We start from the raw sequence: 16,489 nt of genomic DNA, 5'->3' as shown, positions 1-16,489 counted from the left end.
GAAAGGAGTGATCTCAGCATGACGGATGTCAGTACCCAACCGGTAGAAGCCCCCGAGACACCCCCCGCACCGCACGCTCCGACACCGTCCGCGCCGGACCTCGCGCCCGCCGTGGCCGTCGACGTGGCGCACACTCCGGGTGGGATTCCGGTGGTGCCGTTGGCGTTGTCGACGGCGAATACGACGGTGGGCCTGGTGGCTACCGCCGCGCTGGCCGGTGGCCCGATCGCCGCAGGCCTGACGGCCGCTGGTGCTGCGGGCGTCAGCGCGGCTGCCGCAGCCCGCTCCCGCCGCGCCGCTCGCAAGCGCACTACCGCCCGTGGCGCCACGGCTGCCTCTCGTACCGGCCGTATCCCCTCGCCCCGCACCAGGTCTTCCGGTGGGGGAAGCGGCCGCAGCGGCGGCGCCGGCGGCGGCAAGGGGGCGGGAAAGCGCGGTTCCCGGGCCGGGTCTGGTGCTTCCGGCACGGCCGGGAAGGCTTCGTCTGCGCGCCGTGCGCCGCACACTTCCCGTACGGCTCCCGGCACCGGCCGGGTCTCGCTGTCCAAGGCAACACCCGCTTCCAGCCGTGCAGCTGGCGGCTCCCGGGCCGGTGGCGGTGCGGGCGGGCGAGCGGGCGGCCGGGCGGGTGCGGTGAGGTCGTTGCGGGCGGATCAGCGGTCGACGACGCCGACCCGCAAGGCAGCACGCATGCAGTCCGCTGCCGCCCGGCGCGGTGCTGCGGACTCCCGCCGTGCTGCAGGCCCGGCCGCCCGGACCGCAGCCCGGCTCGCGTCCGGCGGGCCGACGGGCCGCGCGTTGTCGAGGGGCCTGACGCAGGCCGCGAAGGGCCGTGACGCCGCCGTCGCCAAATCCCGCGCCGCTCGCGATACCGCGACGAACGGCAAGGTGGCGGCTAAGCAGCAGCGGGTGCGGGACAAGGCGCAGGCCAAGCTGCTCAAGAAGCTCAAGGCCCCAGCCCGCCGGGCCGCGCGCATCGCGCTGATCAAGTCGGCGGCCCGCTTCCACGGCCGGCGCCTGCTCGCCGCCGCCCTCGCCCTCCCGCTCGGAGTCATCGGCCTGGTCTCCACCCCGCTGGGGCGGTGGCTGGGCGCGGAGTGGATGCAGTACCCCGGCCGCCGCCTCTACCAGCACCTGGTGGCCCAGGCCGCAGAGGACCGCGCCGAGCGAGACGCCGAAATCCGCGCGGAGCTTGCTGAGCAGGAAGACGCCATCGACGCCGAAGCCGACGGCGAGGAGATCGGCGACACCGCAGAGCGCCCTGACCCCGTATGCAGCACTTGTGGAGGAGAGATCGTGTCCGAGTCCGGATTCCGCTTCGAAGAGCACGCCGCCGAGATGGAAGAGGCCGCTCAGTCCTACGAGCCCGAGGGCTGCATGGAGGTGCTGGCCATGGTCGAGGGGCTGCCCGCCGCGTTCGCCTCGATCGCCAACACCATCCGCATCCTCGCCGAGCGCTCCGACTCCGAGTTCGCGCTGGAGAAGGAGGTCGCCGACGGCTTCAACGACCTCTTCCAGGCCCTGAACGCCGCGCAGTCCGCGGCCGAGGACATCGGCCCCGCCTTCCGCCAGGCCCACGAGGCCGACATCGCCCGCCACGAAGACCCCCGCAACGGCCCCGAGGCCGAGAAGGGCTGGAACGTCTGAAATGAGCGCCAGCACCGCCACCGTCAAGAAGCACAAGAGTGGCCCGGTGCTGGACTGGGCGGCTGGTCACGGACCCGTGACCGGCGCCCTGTCCGCCACCACCGGAGCCTTCGCCGTTGCCACCGTCGGCGCGGCCACCCACATGCCGCCCGCCTGGGCCCTGGCCGTCGGCGCCGCCGGCGCCCTGGGGCACACCGTCGCCGGAGTGCGGATGCGCAACGCCGGCCGCACCCTGGCCACCCGCGCCGCCTCCTGGCTCGTCGGCGCCGGATGGACCACCTGGGCCACCGTCCACGGCCCCCTGACCTGGGCCGCCCTCGGATCGCTTGCCACCCTCGGGGTCGGGATCGCTACCGCCACCCGCTCCACCAACCTCTACGAAGAAGCCCGCGAAGAAGAAGCCCTGCACGCCGCCGAACGGCAGGTGGCGGCCGAACTGTCCGCCGAACGCCGCGCGATCGCGACCGAGTGGGTCGAGCGCATCCAGCGCATCTGCGGGGTCACGCTCAGGGTGCTGGCGGTCGAGAAGTGGCAGGCCGGGACCGGCTTCACGATCGATGCCGAACTGTCCGGCGGCATCACCTGGGACCGGATCGCCAAGGAGGCGCCCCGCCTGTCGGCGGATGCCCGGCTGCCGCACGGCTGCACCGCCACCGCCCAGCCCGGCATCGACCAGGGCCGCGTCCTGATCGACGTCGGCACCGTCAACGTCCTGGCCGGCGAAGTCCCCTACCCCAACACCTACGGCCCCCTGTCCATCCACACGGGCATCCCGTGGGGAGTCCGGAGCAACGCCGATGAGGTCAAGGCCTATCTGCGGGAGCAGTGTGCGCTGCTGGTTGGCCCCACCGGGTCGGGCAAGACCAACCTCGTTCACACCGTCCTCGCCGGGTTCGCCCGCGCCGAGGACGTGCTGACGTGGGTGATCGACCTGAACGCCGGATCGGCCGGCCTGCCCTGGGTCCGCCCCGCCCTCGATGCGAACGGCACGGTGGGGGACAAGGTCCGGCCGGGCATCGACTGGCTCGCCGCCACCCCCGGTGAGGCGCTGGTCATGCTGGACGCGATGGTGCGGATCGCCAAGACCCGCAAGACCGCCTACCAAGACCTCATGGCCCAGCACAACACCGATCTGCTGCCGATCAGCCGGAAGATTCCGCAGATCATGCTGGTCGTGGACGAGGGCGCCGAGATCCTCGCCGCCAACGACAAGCAGATGCGGGAGCTGGCCAAGCGCATCCTCGAAGTCATCCGGATCATGCGCGCCATGGGCGGCCGCACCGTCCTCACCGCCCTCGGCGCCACCGGGGCGGTGCTGGGCAACCTGATGATCCGCCGTGAGGCGAAGGTGCGGGTGGCGCTGACCGGTGGTGAGACCGAGGGCATGGACCTGTCGAAGATGTTCCCCGGCCGCCGCGGCCTGCGCGTCGAACAGGCCCCCTACAAGGGGTCGGGCTTCATGAGCACCCCCGAGTCCCCGGCGGCGCTGTTCAAGAACTGGCGGATCCTGCCCAACCAGATCCGCGACATCGTCCACGCCACCAGCGACCGCCACCCCACCCTCGACGCCGTCTCCGCCCGCGCCGCAGGCCCCGCCTACACCACCCGCTGGGACACCGACCGCCTCACCTGGATCAACGACACCGGCGCTGACAATTCGACCCAGCCTGCCGACGAGACCGCATCCAGTGGCCCGGCGGCCGCGGGGTCGGGGTTGAACCTCTCCGCCTTCCGCAACCAATCCGCGGGCGGGAAGGAGGATGCGGACGATCTGGCGCGCAAGTTCATGCAGCAGATCGACGCCCGCTTTGGCACCGCCAAGGACCCCACCGAGGATGCCGTCCCCAAGGACGCGGAGCCCGCGCCCGAGCCGAAGGCCGAGGGGCTGAACCTGTCCGCGTTGCGCGGGCAGGAGGAGAGCGGACCGGCGTGGCTGGCGGAGGCGATCGACGCGATCGAGTCGGCCGGCACCATGGGTATGAAGCCCGGCGCCGTCGCCGACCTCGTCGGCCGCGACCGCAAGACCGTCCGGGCTGCTCTCCAGAGCGCCGTCGAGCGGGGCGACTTGGCCTACCGGGACAACGGGCCGCACTCGGTCTACGTCCACCCCGATCACGTCTGAACGGCCACACACGGCTACCGGGTACTGGGTAGTGGGGTCCACCCCACTACCCAGCAGAACACCCCACTAGAGCCACATACGGGCCTTCAACAGGAACTTCTACTGGGCCCCCCACTATCCACTACCCAGTAGCCACTACCCACTACAACCACACAGCGTCACACCACATCGAACGCCGGAACCCCCGATCGCCGCCCGCGGCGCGGGGGTTCCGCCCGTTCACCACCGACACCGGAGTTGCTATATGGCCGTGACCCTCTCCGCCGCTGTCCTCCTCGGCATCCTCACCTTCTTCCTCATCCGCTCCCGTTCCCTCACCGCCGGCACCGCCGTCGTGGTCTTCCTCTTCGGCTTCTTCGTCGCCGGAACCGGCGCCCACAAGCCCATCAATGACCTGTGTCAGGCCATAGCCGACGCCTTTACCCACCTCACCGCCTGATCCGCCGCGGCTCGTAGAGGAGGAGTCCGTGAGATCCGAACACCCCGCCCCGGCCACGATGGAGGTACCGGCGCTGCGCGCCGACGAGATCCCTCCCGGCGTCCAGGAAGTCATCCTCCCGTCCGGGGAACGGGCCCTGGCCTACAGCACCAGCCCCACCAACCCGCCACCCCAGCCACCCGTCCCGGCGCCGCCGGCCGCTCAGCCGATCCCGGCCTGGGCCAAGAGCACTGCCCTGCTGGCCCCGACCGTCGGCGGAGGCATCGCGGTCGCCGCGGTCGGCCTCTCGGCCGCCGCCCCCGGCCTGATCGCCGTCAGTCACGTCCTGTGGTCCGCGGTCGCGGCCATCGCTGCCGGCGGGACCGTCGCGGCCGTGGTCATCGGCCGTGTCCGAGCCCGTATCACCGCCGCACAACGGCCCCACATCACCCAGCACATCACCGCCACCGGCCTCTTCGGCCGCGCCAACGGCACCATCAACCACCGCTAAGGAGAGCCCCCATGGCCATGGGAGAGACCCCGATCACCGTCATCGGCAACCTGACCGCCGACCCCGAAATCAAGTTCACCGACGGCGGCCAGGCGATGGCGAAGTTCACCGTCGCCTCCACCCCGCGCACCTTCGACAAGGACTCCGGCCAGTGGCGGGACGGCACCACCACGTTCTTCCGCTGCGCCGCGTGGCGCCAGCTCGCCGAGCACATCGCCGACAGCTTCACCAAGGGCACCCGCGTAGTGGCCTCCGGCCGCATCCGCCAGCACAACTGGCAGACCTCCGAAGGGGAGAACCGCTCGATGCTCGCCCTGGAGATCGACGACATCGGCGCCAGCGTCCGCTTCACCGCCGTCCGCCCCGCCGGCCAGGCCCAGACGGGCCCGACCGGGGACGAGCCCCCGTTCTGATCACGCCCGGGGCGACCGCCGCATCTCGCCAAAGAACTGCGGTCGCCCCGGCCCCAGCACCCAGAAGAGAACTGGAGACTCCAGGATGACCCACCCGATCCCGATCCCGCGAGCAGACGCTATCCGTAAGCCGCGTCTGCTCGACGTTTTCTGCTGCATCGGTGGCGCGGCCCGCGGCTACCAGCGGGCCGGCTTCCACGTCACCGGCATCGACATCGCACCGCAACCGGACTACTGCGGCGATGCCTTCCACCAGGGCGACGCGATCGAGTTCATCCGCGCCCACGGCGCGGAGTTCGACTTCATCCACGCCTCCCCGCCCTGCCAGGGCGAGAGCGCCTGCACCAAGGGCACCAACGCAGCCCGCAACAAAGCCACCGGCCGCACCCACCCCCGCCTCATCACCCCCACCCGCGCAGCCCTCGATGCGGTCAGGGTGCCGTACGTGATCGAGAACGTGCCCGGCAGCTCGGTGCGCAAGGACATCCGCCTGTGTGGGGAGATGTTCGGCCTGGGCGTGCTCATGCACCGCTACCTCGAACTCGGCGCCTGGTCCGCCCTACAGCCGGCGCACCCCTCCCACCAGGGGCGTGTGCGCAGTTGGCGGCACGGTCAGTTCTTCGACGGGCCGTACGTGGCCGCCTATGGCTCCGGCGGCGGCAAAGCCACCGTGAATGAGATCCGGGAGGCAAAGGGCATCGACTGGTCCACCGATCACTTCCGCCTTCGTGAAGCCCTGCCCCCGGACTACACCCACTGGATCGGCACCCAGTACCTCGCCGGCGTTCGGCAGGTGGCCGCATGAACCACGACCTGCTCACCGCCGCCTTGAACGCCGCTGAACACGGCTGGCACGTCCACCCGCTGCGCCCTGGTGCGAAAGGCTCTGCCCTCCACGGAGAGCGCACCTGTCGCCGGACCGGGGAATGCGCCGCCGGCCACAAGAAGTGGGAGGTCAGGGCCACCACCGACCCTGACCGCATCCGCGCCGCCTGGGCCGCGGGAGGGTTCAACGTCGGTATCGCCACCGGCCCATCGAACCTGCTCGTCGTCGATCTGGACATCCCCAAGGGAAAGACGAGTTCGGACGCGCCTTGCGGCGCGACGTCTTTCCAGGCGCTCTGCGAGCGCGCCGGACAGTCCTGGCCGCTGACCTACACGGTGCGGACGCCCAGCCGCGGACTCCACCTATACTTCACCGCAGGCCACGACGCCCGGCTGCCCAGCACCACCAAGACCCTGGCCCCGAACATCGACACACGGGCCTGGGGCGGCAACATCGTCGCCGCCGGCAGCACGACCCCCCAGGGCGCCTATCAGCCGATCAACGACGCCCCCGCAATCGCCCTGCCGAACTGGCTTCTGCATCTCCTTCAGCCCCGGCCCGTCGACCCGCCCATGCCACTTGCGGCGCTGCGGGTTCCCGGCCGGGCCACGCGTCGGGCGCAGGTCGCTCTGGCGCGTGAGGTGGCCACTGTGCAGGGAGCTGGGGAGGGGGAGCGGCACCGGCTGCTGCTGACGCGCACCATCGCCATGGGGCGTTTCGTGGTCTGGGGCGACATCCCCCGCCATGAGGTTGAGGAGGCGTTTGGGGCGGCGGGGGAGTCCGTGGGACTGTCACCGGCCGAATGCCGGGCCACCATCCGTGACGCCCTGGCCTACTCCGCCCGAACCTGCCGGCCCCGGGAGGTCTCTTGACCCCCACCCGGCCTCCCGCGCACCCCAAACGCCTTGCCGGTGACACCGGCACCGCGTGCTCCGCCACCACCGCCCAAGCGCCGACCGACCCTCGCGGCGGGGAAGAGCCCGCCCGTCAGGGCGTCGTTTCAGCTCTTCGCCCCGACCTGCACACGGTCACGGTGACCGGCATCCGCCCAGGCATCGAAATCCGTGACACGGGCCGCGGCGACGTACCCGTCGCCGACTGGCTGTGTGCCTGCGGCAGGCATGAACGGGCCCGCGGCCACAAGGCCGTCATCGAACTGACCACCCGCGTGCGTATCGGCCACTGCCCACACCGCGCCCCCGAAACGAACAGGAAAACCGCCGCATGACCGACCACATCGACGGCGCCGCCCTGCTGGACGAAGTCGAGCGCTTCCACAGGCGCTTCAACGTCTTCCCCACCGAAGCCGCCTACGTCGCTGTCGCGCTGTGGGACGCGCACGCGCACCTCATGGAAGCGCTCGACTCCACAGCCCGCCTGGCCTTTCTCTCACCAGAACCGGGCAGCGGCAAAAGCCGAGCCCTGGAAATCGTGGAGACTCTCGTTCCCCGCGCCATGGTCACCGTCAACTGCTCCGCGAACGTCCTCTTCCGCGTCGTGGAGAGCCCCGAAGGCTGCCCCACCATCCTCTTCGACGAGATCGACACCGTCTTCGGCCCCAAGGCAGGGGACAACGAGCCCGTGCGCGGCTTCCTCAACTCGGGCTACCGGCGCGGCGGGCAAGCGCACCGCTGCGTGGCCGACGGGAAGGGCGACCAGACCGTTCAGCCGTTCCCGTCCTTCTGCGCCGTCGCCATGGCCGGCCTTGGTTCACTGCCGGACACGATCCTGACCCGTTCCGTGATCATCCGCATGCGCAAACGCGCCCCCAACGAGAAGGTCGAGCCCTACCGCCGCCGTCTCCACGAAAAGCAGGGTCACGCGCTACGCGACCGCCTCGCCGATTGGGCCGACACCGTCCGCCAGGCCGTGCAGGACGCCTGGCCCGACATGCCCGAAGGCGTCATCGACCGCCCCGCGGACGTGTGGGAGCCGCTGCTCGCCGTGGCCGACGCGGCCGGCGGCCACTGGCCCGCCCGTGCCCGCGCAGCCTGCCTGGAACTGGTCAACGCCGCCCAGGACAACGACGAAGCCTCCCTCGGCGTCCGTCTGCTCACCGACCTGCGCGACCACGTCTTTGGCGGTGCCGACCGCATGTCCACCGCAGTCATCCTCGAAATGCTCCTGCACATGGACGATGCGCCCTGGGCGGACTTGGACGACAAGCCCATCAACGCCCGAAAGCTCTCCAAGCTTCTTGGCCAGTACGTCACCCCGGCGAACAAGCCGATCAGACCGCGCGGCATCCGTACCGCGTCGGGCACCCCCAAGGGGTACTACGCGGAGGACCTCCAGGACGCGTGGACCCGGTACTGCCCTCCACCCCCCGGAGAATCCGCAACATCCGCAACGTCCGCCACACCGCAGGTCAGCGGGGGTAAATCTGTGGCGGATAGCGCCATGGACATCCGCCACGCGGTGCCGGAAACCGCCACACCGCTCTTGGCAGCCAGGGGCTGACAACCCGATTGGCAAGTGCCGCCGCACTCCGGTGTAGCGGCACCTATCCGCAACACAACCGCCAGCCGCCACAAAAGCAAGTCGCTGACCTGCGATGTTGCGGCGTGGCGGATGTTGCGGATCTCCGAGAAGGGGGTGGAGAGCCCCGGAAGGAGGAAAGTCATGGGCATCAGCGCTGCGGCCACCGCGATGCAACCGCGCCTCTACACCATCGAGGACGCCGCCAAGCTGTGCGGCGTCGGGCGCTCGATGGCGTACGAAGAGATCCGACTCGGCAGGCTCCGCACCGTGCGCATCGGCCGGCGCCGCCTCGTACCGCTTAGGTACATCGATGAGTATGTCGAATTGCTCATGCGTGAGTCGGAAGCCGAAAACTGAAAAAGCTATCTGTCGAGGGCGAGGTCACATCCCACGTGGGATGTGACCTCGTTCTTCGATTAAGGGGAGTATTACGTGGCCGACGAGCCTACGCATGCCCGCAAGGCCGGAAACGGCGAGGATTCGATCTATTGGGATAAATCCAAGAATCGGTACGTGGGTGCCGTGTCGCGCGGCTACACTCCCGCAGGTAAACGTAGTCGCCCCAAGGTGTATGGCAAGACTAAGACCGAAGTTCGCGCCAAGCTTCGAGAGAAGAAGCGAGAGCTGGAAGCCGGTGTCAAGACATCTGCCGCCTACACGGTCGAGAATGCGGTGCGAGATTGGATTGCTCAAGGGCTCAAAGGCAGGGATCAGGGTAGCGTTAATACCTATGAGAGCATGGCCAGGAATCACGTTATCGCTGACCTGGGGAAAGCCAAGCTACGTGACCTCACGGCCGATTCTGTCGACTGCTGGCTGGATGAGAAATCGTTGATTCTGGCCACGAATTCAATGGAGATGATCCTCTCCATTCTTCGGCGCTCCATCACCCACGCTCAGCGACGTAACAAGGTCTTGCGGAATGTGGCTGAACTCGTGGAGTTGCCAGAGGGGCAGCCAGGCCGACCTAGTAAGTCCCTTACTTTGGAGCAGGCGAAATCTGCACTCACTGCACGGCAAGGAACATGGATTCACGCGTATGTCGCCGTGTCGATGCTGACTGGTATCCGGACTGAAGAGGTGCGACCGCTCACCTGGAGCCATGTGCATCTAGGTCCGCCGACCGGCATCGCTCCACACATTGAGGTATGGCGGTCGGTGCGTCGACGTGGAGATACCAAGACGGTAGCGAGCCGACGCACCTTGGCCATGCCTCGGCAGCTGGTGGTGGTTCTTGCGGACCACCAGCTCAGGCAGCAACAGCGCCGTGAGGCCTTGGGTCTTCCCTGGGAAGACACGGGGTTCGTCTTCGGGACGGACAGTGGTGAACAGCGTTCTTCGGAAAATGTGCGACGGAACTTCCGGGCGCTGCTGAAAGATGCGGGCTTCGCTGATCCGAAACGATGGACTCCGAGGGAGCTACGACACAGCTTCGTGTCCATCCTCTCGGACCACGGGATTCCATTGGAGAAGATCGCGCAAGTTGTCGGGCACGGCACCTCTCTGACGACTGAGCGGGTCTACCGCAAGCAGATTCGCCCTGTCATCGTGGACGGGGCTCAGGCCATTGACGAGATCTTCGAGAAAGGTGCTGCCGCTGACGGGTGAACCAGCGGCAGAGGTCTGTGGCTCCCCGTTTGGCTCCCCTCGGCCCGTAAACGCTCTGTTCGGCAGGAGAACCTAGGGCCTGACCTGCGGCGCAAGGCACTTCCAAGGTTCTCGCCCGCTTAGGGGACGGCTAAGCGGGGGCTCATACAGGCGGGGAGGAAACGGGCATCGCCGGGTGGTGAGCGCCGTCCGGACCGGCGGCCGGTGCGTCCCGGGCCAGTCGGCGCCGGTGCCGCGTGCGGCTCTCGGGCCGTGCGTACAGCGGGAGTTGTGCGCGGCGGGAGGTGCCCTCAGCGGCCTTCGGTGCCGGTGCCGCCGGCCGGGCCGTCGAGGTCGTCGAGTCCACCGAGTCCGTCGAGGAGCGCGTCCAGGTCGTGCGCCGGTACGGCCCCGGCCGCCGAACGCAGCGGCTGCTCGGCCCAGATGATCTTTCCCTGGGCGGTGTACCGGGTGCCCCAGCGATCGGCGTACCGGGCGATCAGGAACAGCCCCCGGCCGCCCTCGTCGGTGGTGCGCGCATGGCGGAGGTGCGGCGAGGTGCTGCTGCTGTCCGACACCTCGCAGATCAGCGTCCGCGCCCGGATCATCCGCAGGCTGATCGGCCCGGAGGCGTGCCGGATGGCGTTGGTGACCAGTTCGCTGACGATCAGCTCGGTGGAGAACGCGAGGTCCTCCAGCCCCCACTCCGCCAGCCGGCCGGCGGCGGACCTGCGGGCCTGGCCGACCGCGGACGGATCGGCGGCGATCTCCCAGGTCGCCAGCTGGGCCGGCGCCAGGGCCCGGGTGCGGGCCAGCAGCAACGCCACGTCATCGACCGGCCGTCCGCCCGGCAGACCGCCGATCACCGTGTCGCACAGATCCTCCAGCGGGGCCTGCGGATCGGCCAGGGCGGCACGCAGCCTGGTGACCCCGCCGTCGAGATCGAGGGCCTTCCCCAGCAGCAGGCCGTTGGTGTAGAGGGCCAGCAGACTGCCTTCCGGCAACGGCAGTTCGACGGATTCGAAGGGCATCCCGCCCAGTCCCAGCGGCGGTCCGGTCGGCAGCTCCAGCAGCCGGCCTTCGCCCGCGGGGCTGATGAGCAGCGGTGCGGGGTGACCGGCGCGGGCCAGCGTGCAGCGGCAGCCGGCCGGGTCGTAGACCGCGTACAGACAGGTGGCTCCGATGACCCCGTCGTCGGCGTTGGTGTCGTGGCCGACCCGGTTGACCATGTCGTCCAGGTGCGCCAGCACCTCTTCCGGGGACAGGTCCAGGTCGGCGAGGGCCTGCACCGCGGCCCGCAGCCGCCCCATGGTGGCCGCGGCGTGCACCCCGTGGCCGACGACATCGCCGACCACCAGCGCGACCCGGGCGCCGGACAGCGGGATCACATCGAACCAGTCCCCGCCGACGCCGCTGAGCGAATCGGCCGGCAGATAGCGGTAGGCGGCCTCCACCGCGCACTGCTCGGGCAGATCGTGCGGCAGCAGGCTGTGCTGGAGGGTGAGGGCCGTGTTGTGCTCGCGGGTGTATCTGCGGGCGTTGTCGATGGAGATCGCGGCGCGGGTGACGAACTCCTCGGCGAGCACCAGGTCGTCCGGCTGGAACGGCCCGGTGTGCTGCCAGCGGGCGAACGCGGCCGCCCCCAGGAAGGCGCCCCGCGCCCGGAGCGGAACCACCATCAGCGAGTGGAAGCCCAGCTCCCGCAGGTGCGCCGCGCGGACCGGGTCCTCGGCCGCCCAGTCACCCTCGGCGAGATCCAGCGTCTGGAACAGCGCTGAATCGCCTTCGATGAGACTCAGCACGACGGGCGCCGACGGCGGATAGGCGGCCGCGTCCCCGATCGCCACCACCGCCTCGGGGCAGCCCTCGCGTACCGACTGCTGCCCCGCCCGGCGCATGGTGAACAGATCCGCGCCATCGGCCGGCTCGGGCATCGGCTCCTCCCCGGAGAGCAGTGCGTCGAGCAGATCGACGGTGACGAAGTCGGCGAGCTCCGGAACCGCCGCATCGGCGAGTTCCTGTGCGGTCTGCCAGACGTCCAGGGAGCTGCCGATGCGCTCACCGGCCCGGTTCAGCAGGGCCATCCGCTGGCGCGCCCGGTAGCTCTCCGTGACGTCCAGGACCATGTAACAGACGCCCAGCACCTGACCGGCTTCGTCCTCGATCCGGAAGAACGAGGTGGAGTAGGCGTGCTCCCGCTGCGGATCGGACTCCGGGCGCCCCAGGTACTCGTAGCCGACCGACGGGGTACCGCTGGTCAGCACCTTGCGCATCTCCGCCTCGATGGCCTCCACGGCGAGGCCCGGCTGGATGTCCCCCAGCCGCTTCCCGAGGCGCTGCTCGCGGCTGGTGCCGCCCATCTGCTCCAAGGCGTCGTTCAGCCACACGTACTGAAGATCGGCGTTCACCATGGCCACGCCGATCGGTGACATGCCGAGAATGCCCTCCAGGAACGACCGGCTCGCTCCCGACCAGGGGGTCCGGGTCATCTCGGCGGCGAGGACGAGCCGTGTCGAGTGCTCCTGGGCGTCCATGAGCGGCAGTACGCGGAATTCCAGGTCGAGCCGGTGGCCGTCCTTGTGCCGTACGGCTTCCAACCCGCTCCAGCCGTCCGCCGCCGCCAGCCGGGACTCCCACCTGCTGTCCGGCGGCGCACCGGCGGCCACGCCCGCGAACAGCTCCGTCAGGGGCCTGCCGACGGCCTCGGACACCGCGTAGCCCAGCAGTCGCTCGGCGCCCTTCGTCCAGCCCTGCGCCACCCCCGCGCGATCGGCCATCACCACGGCCGTCCGCGTGAGGTCGAAGACGCCGTCTCCGGAGAGACGGCTGCTCTGGGAGGCACACATATGACCGGTCCAATGCCGGTCCCCACCGTGCGACAGGCGCTTTTCAGGGCGGCGCCGCCGCACTCGACCGGCCTTTTCCACGGTAACCCCTCACCCTGGCCGGGCGCTCTCCCCGGCGCCCGCCACCGGCCCGCGCCCAGCGCCGGGAAGCCATGTCTGCGGCCGTGTCCGCGGCCGTTGTCCGCGGCCGCTGTCAGTGGGTGCTGCCACCATCGGCACATGAGTCCCGTAGCGCCCGACGACCCGTCCCGTCAGCCCGTGACCGACCCCCTCAACCCACCGCTGCCGACCGCCGACGCCGCCTACTGGGAAGCGGCCGCCGCCTCCTTCGACGAGGAGCCCGACCACGGTCTGCGCGACCCCGCCGTCCGCTCCGCCTGGGCCGCCCGGCTGCGCTCCTGGCTGCCTGCCGGGCCCGCCGCCGTCCTCGACCTGGGCTGCGGCACCGGAAGCCTGGCCCTGCTCGCCGCCGAGCAGGGCCATCGGGTCACGGGCATCGACCGCTCCGCGCGCATGATCGAGCGGGCGCGCACCAAGCTCGCGGGCCGCGATGCCGCGTTCCTGGTCGGTGACGCCGCCGAACCACCCGTGGGGGAGCGGCTCTTCGATGTCGTCCTGGTGCGCCATGTCCTGTGGGCCCTGCCCGATCCCGCGGCCGCGCTGCGTCACTGGGCCGGTCTGCTCACCCCCGGTGGCCGGCTGGTGCTGGTGGAGGGCCGCTGGGGCGAGGCCGACCCGATAGGTCTTCCGTCCGGCGAACTCACCGCCCTCGCCGAGCCGTTGGCGGTGCGCACACGAGTGGAGAGCCTCGCGCACGATCCGGCGCTGTGGGGCAAGGAGGTGGCCGATGAGCGGTATGTGCTGATCGCCGACCTCTCCGGACGGCACACCGGAGTGGTCGACTGCGCCGGCCTGGAGGTCACCCACCACTCGCCTATGTGACATGGCTCTTCGGGAACCGGCCGGTGGTGTCGGCACGAGGCGAAATTGCCGCTTCTTTTCCGGTGTGCGGGCCCCGCTTTGCCGCTGCTTTTCCGTAATGCGGTGCGCGCGTGGCCCGTTCCGGGCGCTCCCGGGCGGCTTGTGTGGCCGATACATCTACCCGCGCGTACGGTGCCTGCCGCAGGCCGCCGCCTGGATGCGGCGGCCCCCGAAGGAGGAGCCGCGAGCATGTGCGGAATCACCGGATGGATCTCCTACGACCACGACCTCAGCAGACGGCGCGCCATCCTTGAGGCGATGACCGAGACCATGGCCTGCCGCGGCCCGGACGCGGCCGGCATCTGGCTCGACACCCATGCCGCGTTCGGCCACCGCCGGCTCGCCGTCATCGACCCCGACGGCGGTCAGCAGCCCATGACCGTCACCCACGACGGCCGCACCCTCCTCGTCACCACCTACAGCGGCGAGGTGTACAACTACCGCGAGCTGCGCGCCGAACTGGAGCAGCTGGGCCACACCTTCCGTACCCACAGCGACACCGAAGTGGTGCTGCACGCCTACCTCCAGTGGGGCGAGGCGTTCGCCGAGCGACTCAACGGCATGTACGCCCTGGCGCTCTGGGACCCACGGAGCCGGCAACTCCTGCTGTTACGCGACCGGATGGGCATCAAGCCGCTCTACTACCACCCCACCCCCGACGGGGTGCTGTTCGGTTCCGAGCCCAAGGCGATCCTCGCCCACCCCTCCCTGCGCCCCACCGTCGACGCCGAGGGCCTGGCCGAGCTCATCACCTTCACCAAGACCCCGGGCCACGCCGTCTACCAGGGCATGCACGAGGTACGCCCCGGCCATCTCGTCCGGGTCGGCCGCGGCGGGGTGACCGTCAAGCGCTACTGGGCCCTCACCGCCCGCGAGCACACCGACGACCTCGGCACCACCGTCGCGCACATCCGCACACTGCTCGACGACATCGTGGACCGCCAGCTGATCGCCGATGTGCCGCTGTGCACCCTGCTCTCCGGCGGCCTGGACTCCTCCGCCCTCACCGCGCTCGCCGCCCGCGCGCTGGCCGCCCAGGGGCGCGGCCCGGTCCGCTCGTTCGCCGTCGACTTCACCGGCTACACCGAGAACTTCCGGCCCGACGATCTGCGGGGCACCCCCGACGGGCCGTACGCGCACGCCCTGGCCGAGCACGTCCGCGCCGAGCACCAGGACATCGTCCTGGACACCGCCGCCCTGATGGACCCCGGCCACCGCGGCGCGGTCCTGGCCGCCCGCGATCTGCCGAACGGCTTCGGCGACGGGGACACCTCCCTCTACCTGCTGTTCAAGGCCATCCGCGAGCAGTCCACGGTCGCGCTGTCCGGCGAGTCCGCGGACGAGGTCTTCGGCGGCTACCGCTGGTTCCACGACCCCGGGGCCGTGCACGCCGACACCTTCCCCTGGATCGCGGCCGGCCTCTCCGGCCGGTTCGCCGGGGGCGGCGGCACCCGCGAGGCGCTGCTGGACCGCGGCCTGCTGGGCAAGCTCGACCTGCCCGGATACACCGAGCGCCGCTATCGCGAGGCGCTCGCCGAAGTGCCCTGCCTCGACAGCGACACCGGCCTCCAGCGGCGGATGCGCGAGATCAGCTATCTGCATCTGACCCGCTTCGTGCAGATCCTGCTCGACCGCAAGGACCGGGCCAGTATGGCCGTCGGCCTGGAGGTGCGCGTCCCGTTCTGCGACCACCGGCTCGTCGACTACGTCTTCAACACCCCCTGGTCGATGAAGGTCTTCGACGGCCGGGAGAAGTCGCTGCTGCGCGCCGCCACCCGCGACGTGCTGCCCGACGCGGTGGCCGACCGGGTCAAGAGCCCCTATCCCAGCACCCAGGACCCGCGCTATTTAGAGGCGTTGCACGACGAACTCAAGGAGCTGGCCGCCGACCGGGCCGCTCCCGTCCGGCCGTTGCTGGACTCCGGCGCCCTCGCGCGGGCCACCGCCGACGGCGCGACGCCGGGCATCCGCCCCGGCGCCGAGCTGGTCCTCGGCATGAACGCCTGGCTGCGGACGACGGGCACCACCCTGGAGCTGTGACCTTCCCCTGGGGACGCACCCAGGGGTGACATCTCCCGAGAGGTGAGACCTCCCGTCACAGCGGGCGCTCCTGACGCACAATGGATGCGACAAACACGCGCACCGACGGGTACGCGTACGCGCACGCATCCCGGGGACCCCCCCAGGGGTACGCGCCGTCGCGCATCCGCCCGCCCCGCCACCAGCACCAGGAGCGCCACCGTGTCCCCGCAGACCTTGACCATCACCATCGATCCGGCCGCGGCCGCCGCGCCGTTCGAGCAGGTACGCACCCAGATCGCGGATCAGGCCAGGGACGGCGGTCTGCCGGTCGGCTACAAACTCCCCACCGTCCGCGGCCTCGCCGAAGAGCTCGGCCTGGCGGCCAACACCGTGGCCAAGGCCTACCGCGCCCTGGAGACCGACGGCGTGATCGAGACCCGCGGCCGTAACGGCAGCTTCATCGCGGCGGCCGGGGAGGCCGCGGACAAGGAAGCCGCCGCGGCCGCCGAGAGCTACGCCCGCCGCGCCCAGCGCCTCGGCCTGGACCACCATGCCGCCCGCGCGGCCGTCGAGAACGCCCTGCGCGCCACGTACGGGGCCGACGACTGACCGCGCCTGCCGCGCCCTGACCGGGC

The 16,489-nt window shown here is 70.4% G+C and carries 15 protein-coding genes; 14 read left to right on the top strand and 1 reads right to left on the bottom strand.

Annotated features, from left to right (window positions below; genetic code table 11):
- The first annotated feature begins 690 nt into the window (after positions 1 to 690).
- The 11 genes from ACZ4XD_RS13745 to ACZ4XD_RS13695 all read left to right on the top strand — a co-directional run bounded on the left by ACZ4XD_RS13745 (position 691) and on the right by ACZ4XD_RS13695 (position 10,026).
- A complete protein-coding gene (locus ACZ4XD_RS13745; RefSeq protein WP_468041621.1) occupies positions 691 to 1,647 on the top strand; it encodes a hypothetical protein in 957 nt (318 codons plus the stop codon).
- Position 1,648: 1 nt separating this feature from the next.
- A complete protein-coding gene (locus ACZ4XD_RS13740; protein ID WP_468041618.1) occupies positions 1,649 to 3,769 on the top strand; it encodes a hypothetical protein in 2,121 nt (706 codons plus the stop codon).
- 244 nt (positions 3,770 to 4,013) lie between these two features.
- The gene (locus tag ACZ4XD_RS13735) at positions 4,014 to 4,208 is read left to right on the top strand and encodes a hypothetical protein (RefSeq protein WP_468041614.1); all 195 of its coding nucleotides are present in this window, start codon (positions 4,014 to 4,016) and stop codon (positions 4,206 to 4,208) included.
- A 58-nt stretch (positions 4,209 to 4,266) separates the two neighbouring features.
- A complete protein-coding gene (locus ACZ4XD_RS13730) occupies positions 4,267 to 4,698 on the top strand; it encodes a hypothetical protein (RefSeq protein WP_468041807.1) in 432 nt (143 codons plus the stop codon).
- Positions 4,699 to 4,709: 11 nt separating this feature from the next.
- Positions 4,710 to 5,111 (top strand): single-stranded DNA-binding protein, encoded by a 402-nt coding sequence (ssb, locus tag ACZ4XD_RS13725; protein ID WP_468041611.1) that lies wholly within the window; start codon positions 4,710 to 4,712, stop codon positions 5,109 to 5,111.
- Between the two features lie 85 nt (positions 5,112 to 5,196).
- Complete coding sequence (locus tag ACZ4XD_RS13720; protein ID WP_468041607.1) at positions 5,197 to 5,916, top strand: DNA cytosine methyltransferase; 720 nt, start codon at positions 5,197 to 5,199, stop codon at positions 5,914 to 5,916.
- Positions 5,913 to 6,809, top strand: coding sequence for a bifunctional DNA primase/polymerase (locus ACZ4XD_RS13715; RefSeq protein WP_468041604.1), 897 nt, complete (start codon positions 5,913 to 5,915; stop codon positions 6,807 to 6,809). The genes ACZ4XD_RS13720 and ACZ4XD_RS13715 overlap by 4 nt, the downstream gene beginning before the upstream one ends.
- A complete protein-coding gene (locus tag ACZ4XD_RS13710) occupies positions 6,806 to 7,165 on the top strand; it encodes a hypothetical protein (RefSeq protein WP_468041602.1) in 360 nt (119 codons plus the stop codon). Before ACZ4XD_RS13715 ends, ACZ4XD_RS13710 begins: the two co-directional genes overlap by 4 nt.
- Positions 7,162 to 8,397 carry a DUF3631 domain-containing protein gene (locus ACZ4XD_RS13705; RefSeq protein ID WP_468041600.1) on the top strand — a complete coding sequence of 412 codons (1,236 nt, stop codon included), beginning with the start codon at positions 7,162 to 7,164 and terminating at the stop codon, positions 8,395 to 8,397. The genes ACZ4XD_RS13710 and ACZ4XD_RS13705 overlap by 4 nt, the downstream gene beginning before the upstream one ends.
- A 162-nt stretch (positions 8,398 to 8,559) precedes the next feature.
- Positions 8,560 to 8,775: a helix-turn-helix domain-containing protein gene (locus ACZ4XD_RS13700; RefSeq protein ID WP_468041598.1), complete on the top strand. Its 216-nt coding sequence runs from the start codon at positions 8,560 to 8,562 to the stop codon at positions 8,773 to 8,775.
- Positions 8,776 to 8,850: 75 nt separating this feature from the next.
- Positions 8,851 to 10,026, top strand: a complete 1,176-nt coding sequence (locus ACZ4XD_RS13695; RefSeq protein WP_468041596.1) for a site-specific integrase — start codon at positions 8,851 to 8,853, stop codon at positions 10,024 to 10,026.
- 290 nt (positions 10,027 to 10,316) lie between these two features.
- Here the strand turns inward: ACZ4XD_RS13695 and ACZ4XD_RS13690 are convergent, their stop codons facing one another.
- A complete protein-coding gene (locus ACZ4XD_RS13690; protein WP_468041593.1) occupies positions 10,317 to 12,851 on the bottom strand; it encodes a SpoIIE family protein phosphatase in 2,535 nt (844 codons plus the stop codon).
- A gap of 219 nt (positions 12,852 to 13,070) precedes the next feature.
- On the opposite strand from ACZ4XD_RS13690, the gene ACZ4XD_RS13685 reads away from it, so the two are divergent.
- The 3 genes from ACZ4XD_RS13685 to ACZ4XD_RS13675 all read left to right on the top strand — a co-directional run bounded on the left by ACZ4XD_RS13685 (position 13,071) and on the right by ACZ4XD_RS13675 (position 16,463).
- The gene (locus tag ACZ4XD_RS13685) at positions 13,071 to 13,793 is read left to right on the top strand and encodes a class I SAM-dependent methyltransferase (protein WP_468041591.1); all 723 of its coding nucleotides are present in this window, start codon (positions 13,071 to 13,073) and stop codon (positions 13,791 to 13,793) included.
- A 228-nt stretch (positions 13,794 to 14,021) separates the two neighbouring features.
- On the top strand, positions 14,022 to 15,872 hold the full coding sequence (gene asnB, locus ACZ4XD_RS13680; RefSeq protein ID WP_468041589.1) for an asparagine synthase (glutamine-hydrolyzing): 1,851 nt from the start codon (positions 14,022 to 14,024) through the stop codon (positions 15,870 to 15,872).
- A 201-nt stretch (positions 15,873 to 16,073) separates the two neighbouring features.
- Complete coding sequence (locus ACZ4XD_RS13675; RefSeq protein ID WP_468041587.1) at positions 16,074 to 16,463, top strand: GntR family transcriptional regulator; 390 nt, start codon at positions 16,074 to 16,076, stop codon at positions 16,461 to 16,463.
- Positions 16,464 to 16,489 lie beyond the last annotated feature (26 nt).

The sequence above is a fragment of the Streptomyces sp. NPDC029466 genome, assembly GCF_055574515.1.
This window is presented reverse-complemented; position numbering and strand designations above follow the sequence as displayed.

Bases quoted from the DNA above. Each gene is read 5' to 3' on its own strand.
- ACZ4XD_RS13690 (WP_468041593.1), bottom strand. From the start codon at position 12,851: ATGTGTGCCTCCCAGAGCAGCCGTCTCTCCGGAGACGGCGTCTTCGAC.
- ACZ4XD_RS13685 (WP_468041591.1), top strand. From the start codon at position 13,071: ATGAGTCCCGTAGCGCCCGACGACCCGTCCCGTCAGCCCGTGACCGAC.
- ACZ4XD_RS13720 (WP_468041607.1), top strand. From the start codon at position 5,197: ATGACCCACCCGATCCCGATCCCGCGAGCAGACGCTATCCGTAAGCCG.
- ACZ4XD_RS13730 (WP_468041807.1), top strand. From the start codon at position 4,267: ATGGAGGTACCGGCGCTGCGCGCCGACGAGATCCCTCCCGGCGTCCAG.
- ACZ4XD_RS13700 (WP_468041598.1), top strand. From the start codon at position 8,560: ATGGGCATCAGCGCTGCGGCCACCGCGATGCAACCGCGCCTCTACACC.
- ACZ4XD_RS13705 (WP_468041600.1), top strand. From the start codon at position 7,162: ATGACCGACCACATCGACGGCGCCGCCCTGCTGGACGAAGTCGAGCGC.
- ACZ4XD_RS13715 (WP_468041604.1), top strand. From the start codon at position 5,913: ATGAACCACGACCTGCTCACCGCCGCCTTGAACGCCGCTGAACACGGC.
- ACZ4XD_RS13745 (WP_468041621.1), top strand. From the start codon at position 691: ATGCAGTCCGCTGCCGCCCGGCGCGGTGCTGCGGACTCCCGCCGTGCT.
- ACZ4XD_RS13740 (WP_468041618.1), top strand. From the start codon at position 1,649: ATGAGCGCCAGCACCGCCACCGTCAAGAAGCACAAGAGTGGCCCGGTG.
- asnB (WP_468041589.1), top strand. From the start codon at position 14,022: ATGTGCGGAATCACCGGATGGATCTCCTACGACCACGACCTCAGCAGA.
- ssb (WP_468041611.1), top strand. From the start codon at position 4,710: ATGGCCATGGGAGAGACCCCGATCACCGTCATCGGCAACCTGACCGCC.
- ACZ4XD_RS13735 (WP_468041614.1), top strand. From the start codon at position 4,014: ATGGCCGTGACCCTCTCCGCCGCTGTCCTCCTCGGCATCCTCACCTTC.